13 protein-coding genes are annotated in these 15,820 nt (G+C 69.6%); all 13 read right to left on the bottom strand.

Annotated features, from left to right (window positions below; all coding sequences use genetic code 11):
* Positions 1–71 precede the first annotated feature (71 nt).
* The 13 genes from nuoN to IE242_RS19265 are packed head-to-tail and all read right to left on the bottom strand — an operon-like array spanning position 72 to position 15,806.
* A complete protein-coding gene (nuoN, locus tag IE242_RS19325) occupies positions 72–1,721 on the bottom strand; it encodes an NADH-quinone oxidoreductase subunit NuoN (protein ID WP_189860922.1) in 1,650 nt (549 codons plus the stop codon).
* Positions 1,718–3,289, bottom strand: coding sequence for an NADH-quinone oxidoreductase subunit M (locus IE242_RS19320; protein WP_189860920.1), 1,572 nt, complete (start codon positions 3,287–3,289; stop codon positions 1,718–1,720). The genes nuoN and IE242_RS19320 overlap by 4 nt, the downstream gene beginning before the upstream one ends.
* 5 nt (positions 3,290–3,294) lie before the next feature.
* Complete coding sequence (gene nuoL / locus IE242_RS19315) at positions 3,295–5,241, bottom strand: NADH-quinone oxidoreductase subunit L (protein ID WP_189860918.1); 1,947 nt, start codon at positions 5,239–5,241, stop codon at positions 3,295–3,297.
* Between the two features lie 15 nt (positions 5,242–5,256).
* Entirely contained in the window at positions 5,257–5,556 is a 300-nt protein-coding gene (gene nuoK / locus IE242_RS19310; RefSeq protein ID WP_189860916.1) for an NADH-quinone oxidoreductase subunit NuoK, read from the bottom strand.
* Positions 5,553–6,395 (bottom strand): NADH-quinone oxidoreductase subunit J, encoded by an 843-nt coding sequence (locus tag IE242_RS19305; RefSeq protein WP_189860914.1) that lies wholly within the window; start codon positions 6,393–6,395, stop codon positions 5,553–5,555. Before IE242_RS19305 ends, nuoK begins: the two co-directional genes overlap by 4 nt.
* Positions 6,392–7,033: an NADH-quinone oxidoreductase subunit NuoI gene (nuoI, locus tag IE242_RS19300; RefSeq protein ID WP_189860912.1), complete on the bottom strand. Its 642-nt coding sequence runs from the start codon at positions 7,031–7,033 to the stop codon at positions 6,392–6,394. The genes IE242_RS19305 and nuoI overlap by 4 nt, the downstream gene beginning before the upstream one ends.
* Positions 7,026–8,387: an NADH-quinone oxidoreductase subunit NuoH gene (nuoH, locus tag IE242_RS19295; protein WP_189861260.1), complete on the bottom strand. Its 1,362-nt coding sequence runs from the start codon at positions 8,385–8,387 to the stop codon at positions 7,026–7,028. The genes nuoI and nuoH overlap by 8 nt, the downstream gene beginning before the upstream one ends.
* Before the next feature lie 17 nt (positions 8,388–8,404).
* The gene (locus IE242_RS19290; RefSeq protein WP_189860910.1) at positions 8,405–10,909 is read right to left on the bottom strand and encodes an NADH-quinone oxidoreductase subunit G; all 2,505 of its coding nucleotides are present in this window, start codon (positions 10,907–10,909) and stop codon (positions 8,405–8,407) included.
* A complete protein-coding gene (nuoF, locus tag IE242_RS19285) occupies positions 10,906–12,258 on the bottom strand; it encodes an NADH-quinone oxidoreductase subunit NuoF (RefSeq protein WP_189860908.1) in 1,353 nt (450 codons plus the stop codon). Before nuoF ends, IE242_RS19290 begins: the two co-directional genes overlap by 4 nt.
* Positions 12,255–13,112, bottom strand: a complete 858-nt coding sequence (nuoE, locus tag IE242_RS19280) for an NADH-quinone oxidoreductase subunit NuoE (RefSeq protein WP_189860907.1) — start codon at positions 13,110–13,112, stop codon at positions 12,255–12,257. The genes nuoF and nuoE overlap by 4 nt, the downstream gene beginning before the upstream one ends.
* A 29-nt stretch (positions 13,113–13,141) precedes the next feature.
* Positions 13,142–14,485: an NADH-quinone oxidoreductase subunit D gene (locus IE242_RS19275; RefSeq protein ID WP_189860905.1), complete on the bottom strand. Its 1,344-nt coding sequence runs from the start codon at positions 14,483–14,485 to the stop codon at positions 13,142–13,144.
* Positions 14,482–15,255, bottom strand: coding sequence for an NADH-quinone oxidoreductase subunit C (locus IE242_RS19270; protein ID WP_189860903.1), 774 nt, complete (start codon positions 15,253–15,255; stop codon positions 14,482–14,484). Before IE242_RS19270 ends, IE242_RS19275 begins: the two co-directional genes overlap by 4 nt.
* On the bottom strand, positions 15,252–15,806 hold the full coding sequence (locus IE242_RS19265; RefSeq protein WP_055635348.1) for a NuoB/complex I 20 kDa subunit family protein: 555 nt from the start codon (positions 15,804–15,806) through the stop codon (positions 15,252–15,254). The genes IE242_RS19270 and IE242_RS19265 overlap by 4 nt, the downstream gene beginning before the upstream one ends.
* Between the last annotated feature and the right edge of the window lie 14 nt (positions 15,807–15,820).

The following is a 15,820-nucleotide window of genomic DNA, read 5'->3' as shown; positions in this document are numbered from 1 at the left end:
CCCGCAGACAGCCGACGGCCCGGCCCCCTCTCCCAAGGGACCGGGCCGTCGTTCCCCCCACGAAGGGGGCGTCAGCGGACGAAAACGCCCGCCTGGCTCGCGAGGTCCAGGAAGTACTGCGGCGCCACGCCCAGCACCACCGTGACCGCGACACCGACGGCGATCGCCGTCGTGGTCAGCGGCGACGGCACGGCGACCGTCGGGCCCTCGGGCCGCGGCTCGCTGAAGAACATGAGCACGATCACGCGGATGTAGAAGAACGCCGCGATGGCCGACGAGATCACACCGATCACGACGATCGCGCCCGCGCCGCCCTCGGCCGCCGCCTTGAACACGGCGAACTTCCCGGCGAACCCGGACGTCAGCGGAATGCCCGCGAAGGCCAGCAGGAAAACGGCGAACACCGCCGCCACCAGCGGTGACCTGCGCCCCAGCCCCGCCCACTTCGACAGGTGCGTCGCCTCCCCGCCCGCGTCCCGCACCAGCGTGACCACCGCGAAGGCGCCGATCGTCACGAACGAGTACGCGCCCAGATAGAACAGCACCGAAGACACACCCTCCGGCGAGGCCGCGATCACACCGGCGAGGATGAAGCCCGCGTGCGCGATCGACGAGTACGCCAGCAGCCGCTTGATGTCGGTCTGGGTGATCGCGACGATCGCGCCGGCCAGCATCGTGACGATCGCCACGGCCCACATCACCGGCCGCCAGTCCCAGCGCAGACCCGGCAGGACCACGTACAGCACACGCAGCAGCGCGCCGAACGCCGCCACCTTCGTCGCCGCCGCCATGAAGCCGGTGACCGGGGTCGGCGCGCCCTGGTACACATCCGGCGTCCACATGTGGAACGGCACCGCGCCCACCTTGAACAGCAGGCCCATCACCAGCATCGCGGTGCCGACGAGCAGCAGCGCGTCGTTGCCCATGGTGTCGGCGAGCGCCGGGGTCACGTTCTGCACGGTGCCGTCGACGACCTGGGCGATCGTCGCGTACGACACGGAGCCCGCGTACCCGTACAGCAGCGCGATACCGAACAGGGTGAACGCGGAGGCGAAGGCGCCCAGCAGGAAGTACTTGACCGCGGCCTCCTGCGACACGAGCCGCTTGCGGCGGGCCAGGGCGCACAGCAGATACAGCGGGAGTGAGAGCACTTCCAGGGCGATGAACAAGGTCAGCAGGTCATTGGCCGCTGGGAAGATCAGCATGCCGCCGATCGCGAAGAGCAGCAGCGGGAACACCTCGGTGGTGGTGAACCCGGCCTTGACCGCGGCCTTCTCGCTGTCGCTGCCCGGCACGGAGGCTGCCTGCGCGGCGAACGAGTCGACCCGGTTGCCGTGGGCCACCGGGTCGAGCCGCCGCTCGGCGAAGGTGAACACGCCGAGCAGTCCGGCGAGGAGAATGGTGCCCTGCAGGAACAGGGCCGGTCCGTCGACGGCGATCGCGCCCATCGCCGCGATGCCCGCCTTCGTGGTGGCGTAGCCGCCGGCCGCGAGGCCGACGACCGCGGCGAAGGCGGCGGCCAGGGCGACGGCGGACAGGAACACCTGGGCGTAGTAGCGGGACCTGCGCGGCACGAAGGCCTCGATCAGGATTCCGAGGATCGCCGCGCCGATGACGATCAGGGTGGGCGACAGCTGCCCGTACTCGATCTTCGGCGCGTCGATCTTCTCGATCGGGTCGGCCGCCATTGTCCACAGGCTGTGGACGGCTGATGCGCTCACTTGGCCGCCTCCACCTCGGGCTGGGGGTCCTTCTTCTGGACGTCGGACATGGTCTGCTTCACCGCGGGGTTGACGATGTCGGTGACCGGCTTCGGGTAGACGCCCAGGAGAATCAGCAGGGCGATCAGCGGGGCGACGACGACGAGCTCCCGGATTCGCAGGTCCGGCATCTTTGCCACCTCGGGCTTCACCGGACCCGTCATCGTCCTCTGGTAGAGAACGAGGACGTACAGCGCGGCGAGCACGATGCCGAAGGTGGCGATGATCCCGACCGCCGGATAGCGCGCGAACGTGCCGACCAGGACCAGGAACTCACTCACGAACGGCGCGAGCCCCGGCAGCGACAGCGTCGCCAGGCCGCCGATCAGGAAGGTGCCGGCGAGCACCGGGGCCACCTTCTGCACGCCCCCGTAGTCGGCGATGAGCCGGGAGCCGCGCCGCGAGATCAGAAAGCCCGCCACCAGCATCAGGGCGGCCGTCGAGATCCCGTGGTTGACCATGTAGAGCGTGGCGCCCGACTGGCCCTGGCTGGTCATCGCGAAGATGCCGAGGATGATGAAGCCGAAGTGCGAGATCGACGCGTACGCCACCAGCCGCTTGATGTCACGCTGGCCGACGGCGAGCAGTGCCCCGTAGATGATGCTGATCAGTGCGAGGACGAGGATCGCGGGCGTCGCCCACTTCGACGCCTCCGGGAACAGCCCGAGGCAGAAGCGCAGCATGGCGAACGTGCCCACCTTGTCGACGACCGCCGTGATCAGCACGGCGACCGGGGCTGTGGCTTCCCCCATGGCGTTGGGCAGCCAGGTGTGCAGCGGCCATAGGGGCGCCTTCACCGCGAAGGCGAAGAAGAAGCCGAGGAACAGCCAGCGCTCGGTGTTGGTCGCCATGTCGAGGGAGCCGTTGGCGCGGGCCTCGGCGATCTCGGTGAGGGAGAAGTTGCCCGCGACCACGTACAGGCCGATGACCGCGGCCAGCATGATGAGTCCGCCGGCGAGGTTGTAGAGCAGGAACTTCACGGCCGCGTACGACCGCTGCGTGGCCGCCGTCTCCTCGCCGTGCTCGTGGGCACGGTCCCCGAAGCCGCCGATGAGGAAGTACATCGGGATGAGCATGGCTTCGAAGAAGATGTAGAAGAGGAAGACGTCGGTGGCCTCGAAGGAGATGATCACCATCGCCTCGACGGCCAGGATCAGGGCGAAGAAGCCCTGCGTCGGCCGCCAGCGCTTGTGCCCCGTCTCCAGGGGGTCGGCGTCGTGCCAGCCCGCGAGGATGATGAACGGGATCAGCAGCGCGGTGAGCGCGATCAGCGCCACCGCGATGCCGTCCACGCCCAGCTCGTACCGCACCCCGAAGTCCGCGATCCAGGAGTGCGACTCGGTGAGCTGGTAGCGGTCGCCGTCCGGGTCGTAGCGCACGAGCACGGTCACCGCGAGCGCGAGCGTGCCCAGCGAGACGAGCAGCGCCAGCCACTTGGCGGCGGTGCGCCGCGCGGCCGGTACGGCGGCCGTGGCGATCGCCCCGAGGGCCGGGAGCACCGCCGTCGCTGTCAGGAGGGGAAAGGACATCGGTATCAGACCGCCCTCATCAGCAGGGTCGCGGCGATGAGGACCGCCGCACCGCCGAACATCGAGACCGCGTAACTGCGCGCGTAGCCGTTCTGCAGCTTGCGCAGCCGTCCGGAGAGGCCGCCGACCGAGGCCGCCGTGCCATTGACGACGCCGTCGACCAGGGTGTGGTCGACGTACACCAGGGAGCGCGTCAGGTGCTCGCCGCCGCGGACCAGGACGACGTGGTTGAAGTCGTCCTGGAGGAGGTCGCGCCGGGCCGCCCGGGTGAGCAGCGATCCGCGCGGGGCGACGGCGGGAACGGGACGGCGCCCGTAGTGGAGGTAGGCGAGCCCCGCGCCGAGGACGAGCACCGCCACCGTGGAGAGAGTGATCGTCAGCGCGCTGACCGGGGGGTGCCCGTGCTTGTGCCCGGTGACGGGCTCCAGCCAGTGCACGAACCGGTCACCGATGCCGAAGAACGCGCCCGCGAACACCGACCCGAAGGCCAGCACGATCATGGGGATCGTCATGGACCTGGGCGACTCGTGCGGGTGGGGCTCGGCGTGGGCACCCTGGTGCTCGGCGGCGGGCTCCACGTCCGGCTGGTCCGGGGAGGCCGTGGGCCGGCTCCGCCAGCGCTCCTCCCCGAAGAAGGTCATCAGCATCACGCGCGTCATGTAGTACGCCGTGATGGCCGCGCCCAGCAGGGCCACGCCGCCGAGGATCCAGCCCTCGGTGCCGCCCTTGGCGAAGGCCGCCTCGATGATCTTGTCCTTGGAGAAGAAGCCGGACAGGCCGGGGAAGCCGATGATGGCGAGGTAGCCGAGACCGAAGGTGACGAAGGTGACCGGCATGTACTTGCGCAGGCCGCCGTACTTGCGCATGTCGACCTCGTCGTTCATGCCGTGCATGACCGATCCGGCGCCGAGGAACAGCCCGGCCTTGAAGAAGCCGTGCGTCACCAGGTGCATGATCGCGAAGACGTAGCCGATGGGGCCGAGGCCCGCGGCCAGCACCATGTAGCCGATCTGCGACATGGTCGATCCGGCGAGGGCCTTCTTGATGTCGTCCTTCGCACAACCGACGATCGCACCGAAGAGGAGTGTGACCGCGCCGACCACGGTGGTGACCAGTTGTGCGTCCGGGGCGAGGTTGAAGATGTCCGCGGAGCGGACGATCAGGTAGACGCCCGCGGTCACCATGGTCGCGGCGTGGATGAGGGCCGAGACCGGGGTCGGGCCCTCCATCGCGTCACCGAGCCAGGACTGCAGCGGCACCTGGGCCGACTTGCCGCAGGCGGCGAGCAGCAGCATCAGGGCGATGGCGGTCAGCTTGCCCTCGCTCGTCTCCCCGGCGCTCTCCAGCACCGGCCCGAAGGCGAAGGTGCCGAAGGTGGTGAACATCAGCATGATCGCGATGGACAGGCCCATGTCGCCGACGCGGTTGACCAGGAAGGCCTTCTTCGCGGCGGTCGCGGCGCTGGGCTTGTGCTGCCAGAAGCCGATGAGCAGGTACGAGGCGAGACCGACGCCCTCCCAGCCGACGTACAGAAGCAGGTAGTTGTCGGCGAGGACGAGCAGCAGCATCGCCGCCAGGAACAGGTTGAGATAGCCGAAGAAGCGGCGCCGGCGCTCGTCGTGCTCCATGTACCCGATCGAGTACAGGTGGATGAGCGTGCCGACGCCGGTGATGAGCAGGACGAACGTCATCGACAGCTGGTCGAGCTGGAAAGCGATGTCCGCCTGGAAGCCCTCGACGGGAATCCAGCTGAACAGGTGCTGCCCGATCTCGCGGGCCTCCGCGTCCTTGCCGAGCATGTCGGCGAAGAGGACGGCGCCGATGACGAAGGAGACGGCGGCGAGGACCGTGCCGATCCAGTGCCCGACGGCGTCCAGCCGCCGGCCGCCGCACAGCAGGACGGCCGCTCCGAGCAGGGGCGCCGCCACCAGCAGCGCAATCAGGTTCTCCACGATTCTTCCGACCCCTTACAGCTTCATCAGGCTGGCGTCGTCGACCGAGGCCGAGTGGCGGGAACGGAACAGCGACACGATGATCGCGAGCCCGACCACGACCTCCGCCGCGGCGACGACCATCACGAAGAAGGCGATGATCTGGCCGTCGAGGTTGCCGTGCATCCGGGAGAAGGCGACGAGCGCGAGGTTGCAGGCGTTGAGCATCAGCTCGACGCACATGAACAGCACGATCGCGTTCCGCCTGATCAGTACGCCGGTGGCGCCGATCGTGAACAGCAGGGCGGCGAGATAGAGGTAGTTCACGGGATTCACTTCGACGCCTCCCCGCTCCTCGTGCGCTCCAGGCGTGCTGCGGAGCGCTGTTCCAGGGCCTTGAGGTCGTTCAGCGCCTCGGCCGACACGTCCCGGATCTGCCCGCGCTCCCGCAGCGTCCTGTTGACGGTGAGCTCGGACGGGGTGCCGTCCGGCAGCAGGCCCGCGATGTCCACCGCGTTGTGCCGGGCGTACACACCGGGCGCGGGCAGCGGCGGCAGGTGCTTGCCCTCGCGGACGCGCTGCTCGGCCAGTTCGCGCTGGGTCTTCGCGCGTTCGGTGCGCTCGCGGTGGGTGAGCACCATGGCGCCGACCGAGGCCGTGATGAGCAGGGCGCCGGTGAGTTCGAAGGCGAAGACGTACTTGGTGAAGAGGAGCTGGGCGAGTCCCTCGACGTTGCCGCCCGCGTTGGCCTGGCCGAGGCCGCTGAACTCGGTCAGCGAGGCGTTGCCGATACCGGCGACCAGCAGGATGCCGAAGCCGAGTCCGCACAGCAGGGCCAGCCAGCGCTGGCCCTTGATGGTCTCCTTCAGGGAGTCCGCCGCGGTGACGCCGACGAGCATCACCACGAACAGGAACAGCATCATGATCGCGCCGGTGTAGACGACGATCTGCACGACGCCCAGGAAGTAGGCCCCGTTGGCGAGGTAGAAGACCGCCAGGATGATCATGGTTCCGGCGAGGCAGAGCGCGCTGTGCACGGCCTTCTTCATGAAGACGGTGCACAGGGCGCCGATCACGGCGACCGTGCCGAGCACCCAGAACTGCACGGCCTCGCCCGTGGAGGTGGTGTAGGCGGCGAGCTGAGTCGTCGCCTCCACCGAAGTCGTCGGCGTCATCGGCGGATCACCTTCTCCGACGCGGGCTCGTCCTCGCCGAAGGTGGAGGCGGCCTCCTGCGGGACCTCGCCCTTGGAGAGGGCCACCTGGCGCTCCGTGCCCTCCGCCGCCTGCGTGACCAGTCCCCGGTAGTAGTCCTGCTCGTCCGTGCCGGGGTAGATGGCGTGCGGCGTGTCGACCATGCCCTCGTCGAGGCCGGCGAGCAGCTGCTCCTTGGTGTAGATGAGGTTGGCTCGGCTGGAGTCCGCCAGCTCGAACTCGTTGGTCATCGTCAGCGCGCGCGTGGGGCACGCCTCGATGCACAGGCCGCACAGGATGCAGCGGGCGTAGTTGATCTGGTAGACGCGGCCGTACCGCTCGCCCGGCGAGTAGCGCTCCTCGTCCGTGTTGTCCGCGCCCTCCACGTAGATGGCGTCCGCGGGGCACGCCCAGGCGCACAGCTCGCAGCCGACGCACTTCTCCAGGCCGTCCGGATGGCGGTTGAGCTGGTGCCGGCCGTGGAACCGGGGAGCGGTGGTCTTCTGCTGCTCCGGGTACTGCTCGGTCAGCCGCTTCTTGAACATGGCCTTGAAGGTCACGCCGAAGCCGGCGACGGGGTTCTGGAAACCCGGCTTGGTCTCCTTGGGCTCATCAGCCATCGGACGCCTCCCTCCCCTTCGAGATTCCGTCACTGTCAGTATCGGACCCACCACTGACAATCAGCTCCCGCTCCCGGCGCGGCCGCCTGCGCGGCACCGGCGGCAGGGTCTGCCCGGGCAGTGGCGGTACGGGGAATCCACCGGCCATGGGGTCGAAGGCGGCGGGCCCGGCAGGCTCGTCCGCCGCTTCGCCCCGGCCGCGGAACATGTCCGCCACGAACGAGAGCAGCAGCAGGGCGAGGACACCCGCGCCGACGTACAGGGCGATGTCGGTGAAGTCGTAGTTCTCGTTGCGCAGGGTCCGGACGGTCGCCACGAGCATCAGCCAGACCACGGAGACCGGAATGAGGACCTTCCAGCCGAGCTTCATCAGCTGGTCGTAGCGCACGCGCGGAAGCGTGCCGCGCAGCCAGATGAAGAAGAACAGCAGCAGCTGCACCTTGACCGTGAACCAGAGCATCGGCCACCAGCCCTGGTTGGCGCCCTCCCAGAAGGTGCTGACCGGCCACGGGGCCCGCCAGCCCCCCAGGAAGAGCGTCACCGACACGGCCGAGACCGTCACCATGTTCACGTACTCGGCGAGCATGAACATCGCGAACTTGATGGACGAGTACTCGGTGTTGAAGCCGCCGACCAGGTCGCCCTCGGACTCCGGCATGTCGAAGGGGGCGCGGTTGGTCTCGCCCACCATGGTCACGATGTAGATCAGGAAGGAGAGCGGCAGCAGGACGATGTACCAGCGGTCCGCCTGCGCCTCGACGATCGCCGACGTCGACATCGACCCCGAGTAGAGGAAGACGGAGGCGAAGGCGGCACCCATGGCGATCTCGTACGAGATCATCTGCGCGCAGGAGCGCAGACCACCGAGCAGCGGGTACGTCGATCCGGAGCTCCAGCCGGCCAGCACGATGCCGTAGATGCCGACCGAGGCGACCGCGAGGATGTACAGCATCGCGATCGGCAGGTCGGTGAGCTGCATCGTGGTGCGCGTGCCGAAGATCGAGACCTGGTTGTCGGCCGGTCCGAAGGGGATCACCGCGATCGCCATGAAGGCCGGGATGGCCGCGACGATCGGCGCGAGGACGTAGACCACCTTGTCCGCGCGCTTGACGATGACGTCTTCCTTGAGCATCAGCTTGATGCCGTCGGCGAGCGACTGGAGCATGCCCCAGGGGCCGTGCCGGTTGGGGCCGATGCGCAGCTGCATCCAGGCGACGACCTTGCGCTCCCACACGATGGAGAACAGCACGGTCACCATCAGGAAGGCGAAGCAGAACACCGCCTTGATCGCGACCAGCCACCAAGGGTCGCGGCCGAACATGGAGAGGTCTTCGGCGGCGAGGTACGGGCTCATGTCCTCGAGGTACGGGCTCATGCCTCCACCTCCTGGGGGGCCTCGGGGGCGAGGGCCGCCGGGCCGATGCGGACGAGTGCGCCGGGCAGCGCCCCGGTGTCGGAGGCGACGCCTGTCCCGGCGGAGTTCAGCGGCAGCCAGACCACACGGTCGGGCATGTCCGTGATCTGCAAGGGGAGTGCGACCGACCCTCCTGGGCCGCTCACCGCCAGGACGTCGCCGTCCTTGACGCCCGCCTCGGCGGCCGTGGCGGCGGACACGCGCGCGCGTGCCGCGTGCCGTGTCCCCGCGAGCGCCTCGTCACCGTCCTGGAGCCGGCCCTGGTCGAGCAGCAACCGGTGCCCGGCCAGGACGGCCTCCCCGGCCGCCGGACGCGGCAACTGTCCGGCGGACTCCATGGGTTCGGTGGCCCGCGGCCCGTCCCATGTCCCGAGCCGGTCCAGCTCCGCGCGCGTGGTGCGCAGGTCGGGCAGTCCGAGGTGGACGTCCATGGCGTCGGCCAGCATCTGCAGGACCCGCCCGTCGGTGGGCGCGAGGCGGCGCGTCATCTGGTCGGGCTTGAGCGCGGCCTCGAAGGAACGCGCGCGGCCCTCCCAGTTCAGGAAGGTGCCCGCCTTCTCGGCGGCCGCGGCGACCGGCAGGATCACGTCGGCGTGCTCGGTGACCTCGCTGGGCCGCAGCTCCAGCGACACCAGGAAGCCGACCTCGGAGAGTGCCGCACGCGCGCGTGCCGGGTCGGGCAGGTCGGCGACCTCCACGCCCGCCACCAGCAGGGCCCGCAGCTCACCGCCCGCGGCGGCCTCGACGATCTCGCCGGTGTCCCTGCCGTAGCGGTGCGGGAGACCGGCGACGCCCCAGGCGGCGGCGACCTCGTCCCGCGCGCGCGGGTCGGTGGCCGGACGGCCGCCCGGCAGCAGGGCCGGCAGCGCGCCCGCCTCGACGGCGCCGCGTTCCCCGGCCCTGCGGGGGATCCACACCAGCTGGGCGCCGGTCGCGGCCGCGGCCCGTACGGCGGCGGTCAGTCCGCCCGCCACAGCCGCCAGCCGCTCACCGACGACGATCACCGCGCCCTCGGCGCGCAGCGCCTCGGCGGCCTTCGCCCCGTCCTCGTCCAGTCCGAACCGGCTCGCGAGGGCGTCCAGCCACTCCGGCTCGGTACCGGGCGCGGCGGGCAGCAGCGTGCCGCCGGCCTTCTCAAGGCCCCGGGTCGCGTACGTGGCCAGCGAGTACACCCTCTGTCCGTGCTTGCGCCAGGCCTTGCGCAGCCGCAGGAAGACGCCGGGCGCCTCCTCCTCGGCCTCGAAGCCGGCCAGCAGGACGGCGGGCGCCTGCTCCAGAGCGGTGTACGTGACGCCCGTACCGTCGAGGTCACGTCCGCGTCCGGCGACCTTCGCCGCCAGGAACTCGGCCTCCTCGGCGCTGTGCACGCGCGCGCGGAAGTCGATGTCGTTGGTGTCGAGCGCCACGCGCGCGAACTTGCTGTACGCGTAGGCGTCCTCGACGGTCAGGCGGCCGCCGGTCAGCACACCCGCGCGGCCACGGGCGGCCAGCAGCCCCTGGGCCGCGGCCTCCAGTGCCTCCGGCCAGGAGGCGGGCCGCAGGACGCCTTCGTCGTCACGTACGAGGGGAGTCGTCAGCCGGTCGGGGCGCTGCGCGTACCGGAACGCGAAGCGTCCCTTGTCGCAGATCCACTCCTCGTTGACCTCGGGGTCGTCGGCGGCGAGCCGCCGCATGACCTTGCCGCGCCGGTGGTCCGTACGCGTCGCACAGCCTCCCGAGCAGTGCTCGCACACCGACGGCGACGAGACGAGGTCGAAGGGGCGGGAGCGAAAGCGGTACGCCGCCGAGGTCAGCGCGCCGACCGGGCAGATCTGGATGGTGTTGCCGGAGAAATAGGACTCGAAGGGATCGCCCTCACCGGTGCCGACCTGCTGGAGCGCGCCCCGCTCGATCAGCTCGATCATCGGGTCGCCCGCGACCTGGTTGGAGAAGCGGGTGCAGCGGGCGCACAGCACGCACCGCTCACGGTCGAGCAGCACCTGTGCGGAGATCGGCACCGGCTTCTCGTAGGTCCGCTTCTTGCCCTCGAAGCGCGACTCGGCGTTGCCGTGCGACATCGCCTGGTTCTGCAGCGGGCACTCGCCGCCCTTGTCGCAGACGGGGCAGTCCAGCGGGTGGTTGATGAGCAGCAGCTCCATCACACCGTGCTGGGCCTTCTCCGCGACGGGAGAGGTGAGGTGCGTCTTGACGACCATCCCGTCCGTGCAGGTGATCGTGCAGGACGCCATGGGCTTGCGCTGGCCCTCCACCTCGACGATGCACTGCCGGCAGGCGCCGGCCGGGTCGAGGAGGGGGTGGTCGCAGAAGCGGGGGATCTCGATGCCGAGCTGTTCGGCGGCCCGGATGACCAGGGTGCCCTTGGGCACGCTGATCTCGACGCCGTCGATGGTCAGTGTGACGAGATCCTCCGGCGGGACCGCCGCCTGACCGCCCCCGGAGGGAGCGCTCGTCGTCACAGTCATGCGTTCACCTCCGTACGGTGGTCGGCCCAGGCTGTCGACCTGGCCGGGTCGAAGGGGCAGCCGCGGCCCGTGATGTGCTCCTCGTACTCCTCGCGGAAGTACTTCAGGGAGGAGAAGATCGGCGAGGCCGCGCCGTCGCCGAGGGCGCAGAAGGACTTGCCGTTGATGTTGTCGGCGATGTCGTTGAGCTTGTCGAGGTCGCTCATGGCGCCCTTGCCGGCCTCGATGTCGCGCAGCAACTGGACCAGCCAGTAGGTGCCTTCCCGGCAGGGTGTGCACTTGCCGCAGGACTCGTGGGCGTAGAACTCGGTCCAGCGCGTCACCGCCCGCACCACGCAAGTGGTCTCGTCGAAGCACTGCAGGGCCTTGGTGCCGAGCATGGAGCCCGCGGCGCCGACGCCCTCGTAGTCGAGGGGCACGTCGAGGTGCTCGTCGGTGAACATGGGCGTCGAGGAGCCGCCGGGCGTCCAGAACTTCAGGCGGTGGCCGGGCCGCATGCCGCCGCTCATGTCGAGGAGCTGGCGCAGCGTGATGCCGAGCGGGGCCTCGTACTGGCCGGGACTGGCGACGTGGCCGCTGAGCGAGTACAGCGTGAAGCCCGGGGACTTCTCGCTGCCCATCGACCTGAACCATTCCTTGCCGTTTTTCAGGATGGCGGGAACCGACGCGATCGACTCGACGTTGTTCACCACAGTCGGGCACGCGTAGAGGCCCGCGACGGCAGGGAAAGGGGGACGGAGCCGCGGTTGACCACGGCGGCCTTCGAGCGAGTCCAGCAGCGCGGTCTCCTCACCGCAGATGTACGCGCCCGCGCCCGCGTGCACGGTGAGTTCGAGGTCGAGTCCGCTGCCCAGGATGTTCTTGCCGAGGTAGCCCGCCGCGTAGGCCTCACGGACGGCCGAGTGCAACCGCCGCAGCACGGGCACGACTTCACCGCGCAGATAGATGAAGGCATGCGAAGACCTGATGGCATAGCAGGCGATGACGATGCCCTCGATGAGGCTATGCGGGTTCGCGAAGAGGAGCGGAATGTCCTTGCACGTTCCGGGCTCCGATTCGTCGGCGTTGACAACTAGATAGTGCGGTTTTCCATCCCCCTGGGGAATGAACTGCCACTTCATTCCCGTGGGGAAGCCGGCGCCGCCGCGGCCGCGCAGCCCGGAGTCCTTGACGTACGCGATGAGGTCGTCCGGAGTCATCGCGAGCGCCTTGCGGAGGCCCTCGTACCCCTCGTGCCTCTGATAGACATCCAGCGTCCAGGACCTGTCCTCGTCCCAGAAGGCCGACAGCACGGGTGCGAGCAGCTTCTCCGGGCTGGGGTCCTTGATCTCGGTCGCCACGGTCATCACTCCCCCTCCTCGGCGGTCGGTCCGGCGGGGTGGGCCGGGTCGGAGGCCGATGTGTCCTGCGGCGCGTCGTGCGAGCTCAGGTGCTCGGACGGCGACGGGTCGTGCGGTGCCGTGTCCCTCGGCGCCGCGCCGCCCTGTGCCCCGTCGTGCGCCTCGTCGTGGGGTCCGCCGTCGCGCGGATGCACCACGCGCGCGGCCTCGCCCTTGGCGAGCCGGAGGCCGATCAGGGAAGCGGGTCCCGCGCTCCCGGATGCCTCCACCGCCCCCTCGCGCTCGTCGGGGAAGCCCGCCAGGATCCGGGCGGTCTCCTTGAACGTGCACAGGGGGGCGCCGCGGGTGGGCTCGACCGGCACACCCGCGCGCAGGTCGTCGACGAGCTGCTTGGCGCTCCGCACGGTCTGGTTGTCGAAGAACTCCCAGTTGACCATCACGACCGGCGCGAAGTCGCAGGCCGCGTTGCACTCGATGTGCTCCAGGGTGACCTTGCCGTCGTCGGTGGTCCCGCCGTTGCCGACGCCCAGGTGGTCCTGGAGCGCCTCGAAGATGGCGTCGCCGCCCATCACCGCGCACAGGGTGTTGGTGCAGACGCCCACCTGGTAGTCGCCGGAGGGCCCCCGGCGGTACATGGTGTAGAAGGTCGCGACCGCGGTGACCTCGGCCGTGGTCAGGCCGAGCACGTCGGCACAGAACTGCATGCCGGTGCGGGTGACATGGCCCTCCTCCGACTGCACGAGGTGCAGCAGCGGGAGCAGGGCCGAGCGGGAGTCGGGGTAACGGGCGACGATCTCGCGCGCGTCCTGCTCCAGCCGCGCTCGGACGTCGTCCGGGTAGTCGGGCGCGGGCAGCTGGGGCATGCCCAGACTGACACCTTCGGGGGTGGTGGTCACCGGTCGACGCCTCCCATCACGGGGTCGATGGACGCGACGGCGACGATGACGTCGGCGACCTGGCCGCCCTCGCACATCGCCGCCATGGTCTGCAGGTTGGTGAAGGACGGGTCGCGGAAGTGGACCCGGAAGGGGCGGGTGCCTCCGTCGGACACGACGTGCACCCCGAGCTCGCCCTTGGGCGACTCGACCGCCGCGTACACCTGTCCCGGCGGGACGCGGAAGCCCTCGGTCACCAGCTTGAAGTGGTGGATCAGGGCCTCCATGGAGGTGCCCATGATGGTCTTGATGTGGTCCAGGGAGTTGCCCAGTCCGTCCGGTCCCAGGGCGAGCTGGGCGGGCCAGGCGATCTTCTTGTCGGCGACCATGACCGGGCCGGGGGCGAGCCGGTCCAGGCACTGCTCGATGATCCTGAGCGACTGGCGCATCTCCTCCAGGCGGATCAGGAAGCGACCGTACGCGTCACAGGTGTCTGCGGTCGGGACGTCGAAGTCGTACGTCTCGTAGCCGCAGTACGGCTGCGCCTTGCGCAGGTCGTGCGGGAGACCGGCCGAGCGGAGGATGGGGCCGGTGGCGCCCAGCGCCATGCAGCCGGCCAGGTCTAGGTAGCCGATGTCCTGCATACGGCCCTTGAAGATGGGGTTCCCGGTCGCGAGCTTGTCGTACTCGGGCAGGTTCTTCTTCATCTTCTTCACGAACTCGCGGATCTGGTCCACCGCGCCGGGCGGCAGGTCCTGGGCGAGTCCGCCGGGCCGGACGAACGCGTGGTTCATTCGCAGGCCGGTGATCAGCTCGAAGACGTCGAGAACGAGTTCACGATCGCGGAAGCCGTAGATCATGATCGTGGTGGCGCCCAGCTCCATACCGCCGGTGGCGACGCACACCAGGTGGGAGGAGAGCCGGTTCAGCTCCATCAGCAGGACACGGATGACGCTGGCCCGGTCCGGCACCTGGTCCTCGATGCCGAGGAGCCGCTCGACGGCGAGGCAGTACGCCGTCTCGTTGAAAAACGGCGTCAGGTAGTCCATGCGGGTCACGAAGGTGGTGCCCTGGGTCCAGGTGCGGTACTCGAGGTTCTTCTCGATGCCGGTGTGGAGGTAGCCGATGCCGCAGCGGGCCTCGGTGACCGTCTCGCCCTCGATCTCCAGGATGAGGCGGAGCACGCCGTGCGTGGACGGGTGCTGCGGGCCCATGTTGACGATCAGGCGCTCGTCGTCGGCCTTCGCCGCGGACTCGACGACCTCGTCCCAGTCGCCGCCGGTGACCGTGTAGACGGTGCCTTCGGTGGTCTCGCGGGTTCCCGCCGCGGAAGAAGCGGACGAAGGGGTCTGCGTGCTCATGAGTACGACCTCCGCTGGTCCGGAGCCGGGATCTGGGCGCCCTTGTACTCGACGGGGATGCCGCCGAGGGGGTAGTCCTTGCGCTGCGGGAAGCCCTGCCAGTCGTCCGGCATCATGATCCGCGTCAGCGCCGGGTGACCGTCGAAGACGATGCCGAAGAAGTCGTACGTCTCGCGCTCGTGCCAGTCGTTCGTCGGGTAGACGGGGACGAGCGACGGGATGTGCGGGTCGGCGTCGGGGGCGGAGACTTCGAGCCGGATCAGCCGGTTGTGGGTGATCGAGCGCAGGTGGTACACGGCGTGCAGCTCGCGGCCCTTGTCGCCGGGGTAGTGGACGCCGCTCACCCCCGTGCAGAGCTCGAAGCGCAGCGCCGGGTCGTCGCGGAGGGTCCGGGCCACGCGGACCAGGTGCTCGCGTTCGATGTGGAAGGTGATCTCGCCACGGTCGACGACCGTCTTGTCGATGGCGTTCTCCGGGACGAGTCCCTGTTCCTCCAGGGCGCCCTCGAGTTCGTCGGCGACCTCGTCGAACCAGCCGCCGTAGGGGCGGGAGGACGGGCCGGGGAGCCGGATGGAGCGGACCAGGCCGCCGTAGCCGGAGGTGTCGCCGCCGTTGTTCGCGCCGAACATGCCGCGCTGGACACGGATCTCCTCGCCCTGGTCGCCGCGCTGGCCGGGGAGGTTGGCCGCGCCCAGGTCCTTCTCCGGGTTGGCCCCCTCGTCGGAGCCGCTCCTGCCGCTCTTGCCGCCGTTGCCGTTCGCGTCGCTCACCGCAGCAGCCCCTTCATCTCGATGGTGGGGAGCGCCTTGAGCGCGGCCTCCTCGGCCTCGCGGGCCGCTTCCTCGGCGTTCACGCCGAGCTTGGAGTTCTGGATCTTGTGGTGCAGCTTGAGGATGGCGTCCATCAGCATCTCGGGCCGCGGGGGGCAGCCGGGGAGGTAGATGTCGACGGGGACGATGTGGTCGACGCCCTGGACGATGGCGTAGTTGTTGAACATGCCGCCCGAGGACGCGCAGACCCCCATGGAGATCACCCACTTGGGGTTCGGCATCTGGTCGTAGACCTGCCGCAGCACCGGCGCCATCTTCTGGCTGACCCGGCCGGCGACGATCATGAGGTCCGCCTGGCGCGGTGAGCCGCGGAAGACCTCCATGCCGAAGCGGGCCAGGTCGTAGCGTCCCGCGCCCGTGGTCATCATCTCGATGGCACAGCAGGCGAGGCCGAAGGTGGCGGGGAACACGGACGCCTTGCGCACCCAGCCCGCGGCCTGCTCGACGGTGGTCAGCAGGAATCCGCTCGGCAGCTTTTCTTCGAGTCCCATGTCCTAAAGGCCCC

This window comes from Streptomyces poonensis (genome assembly GCF_014650915.1).
GTDB lineage: Bacteria > Actinomycetota > Actinomycetes > Streptomycetales > Streptomycetaceae > Streptomyces > Streptomyces poonensis.
Note: the sequence above shows the minus strand (reverse complement) of the source record. Positions and strands in the feature narration are given on the sequence as shown.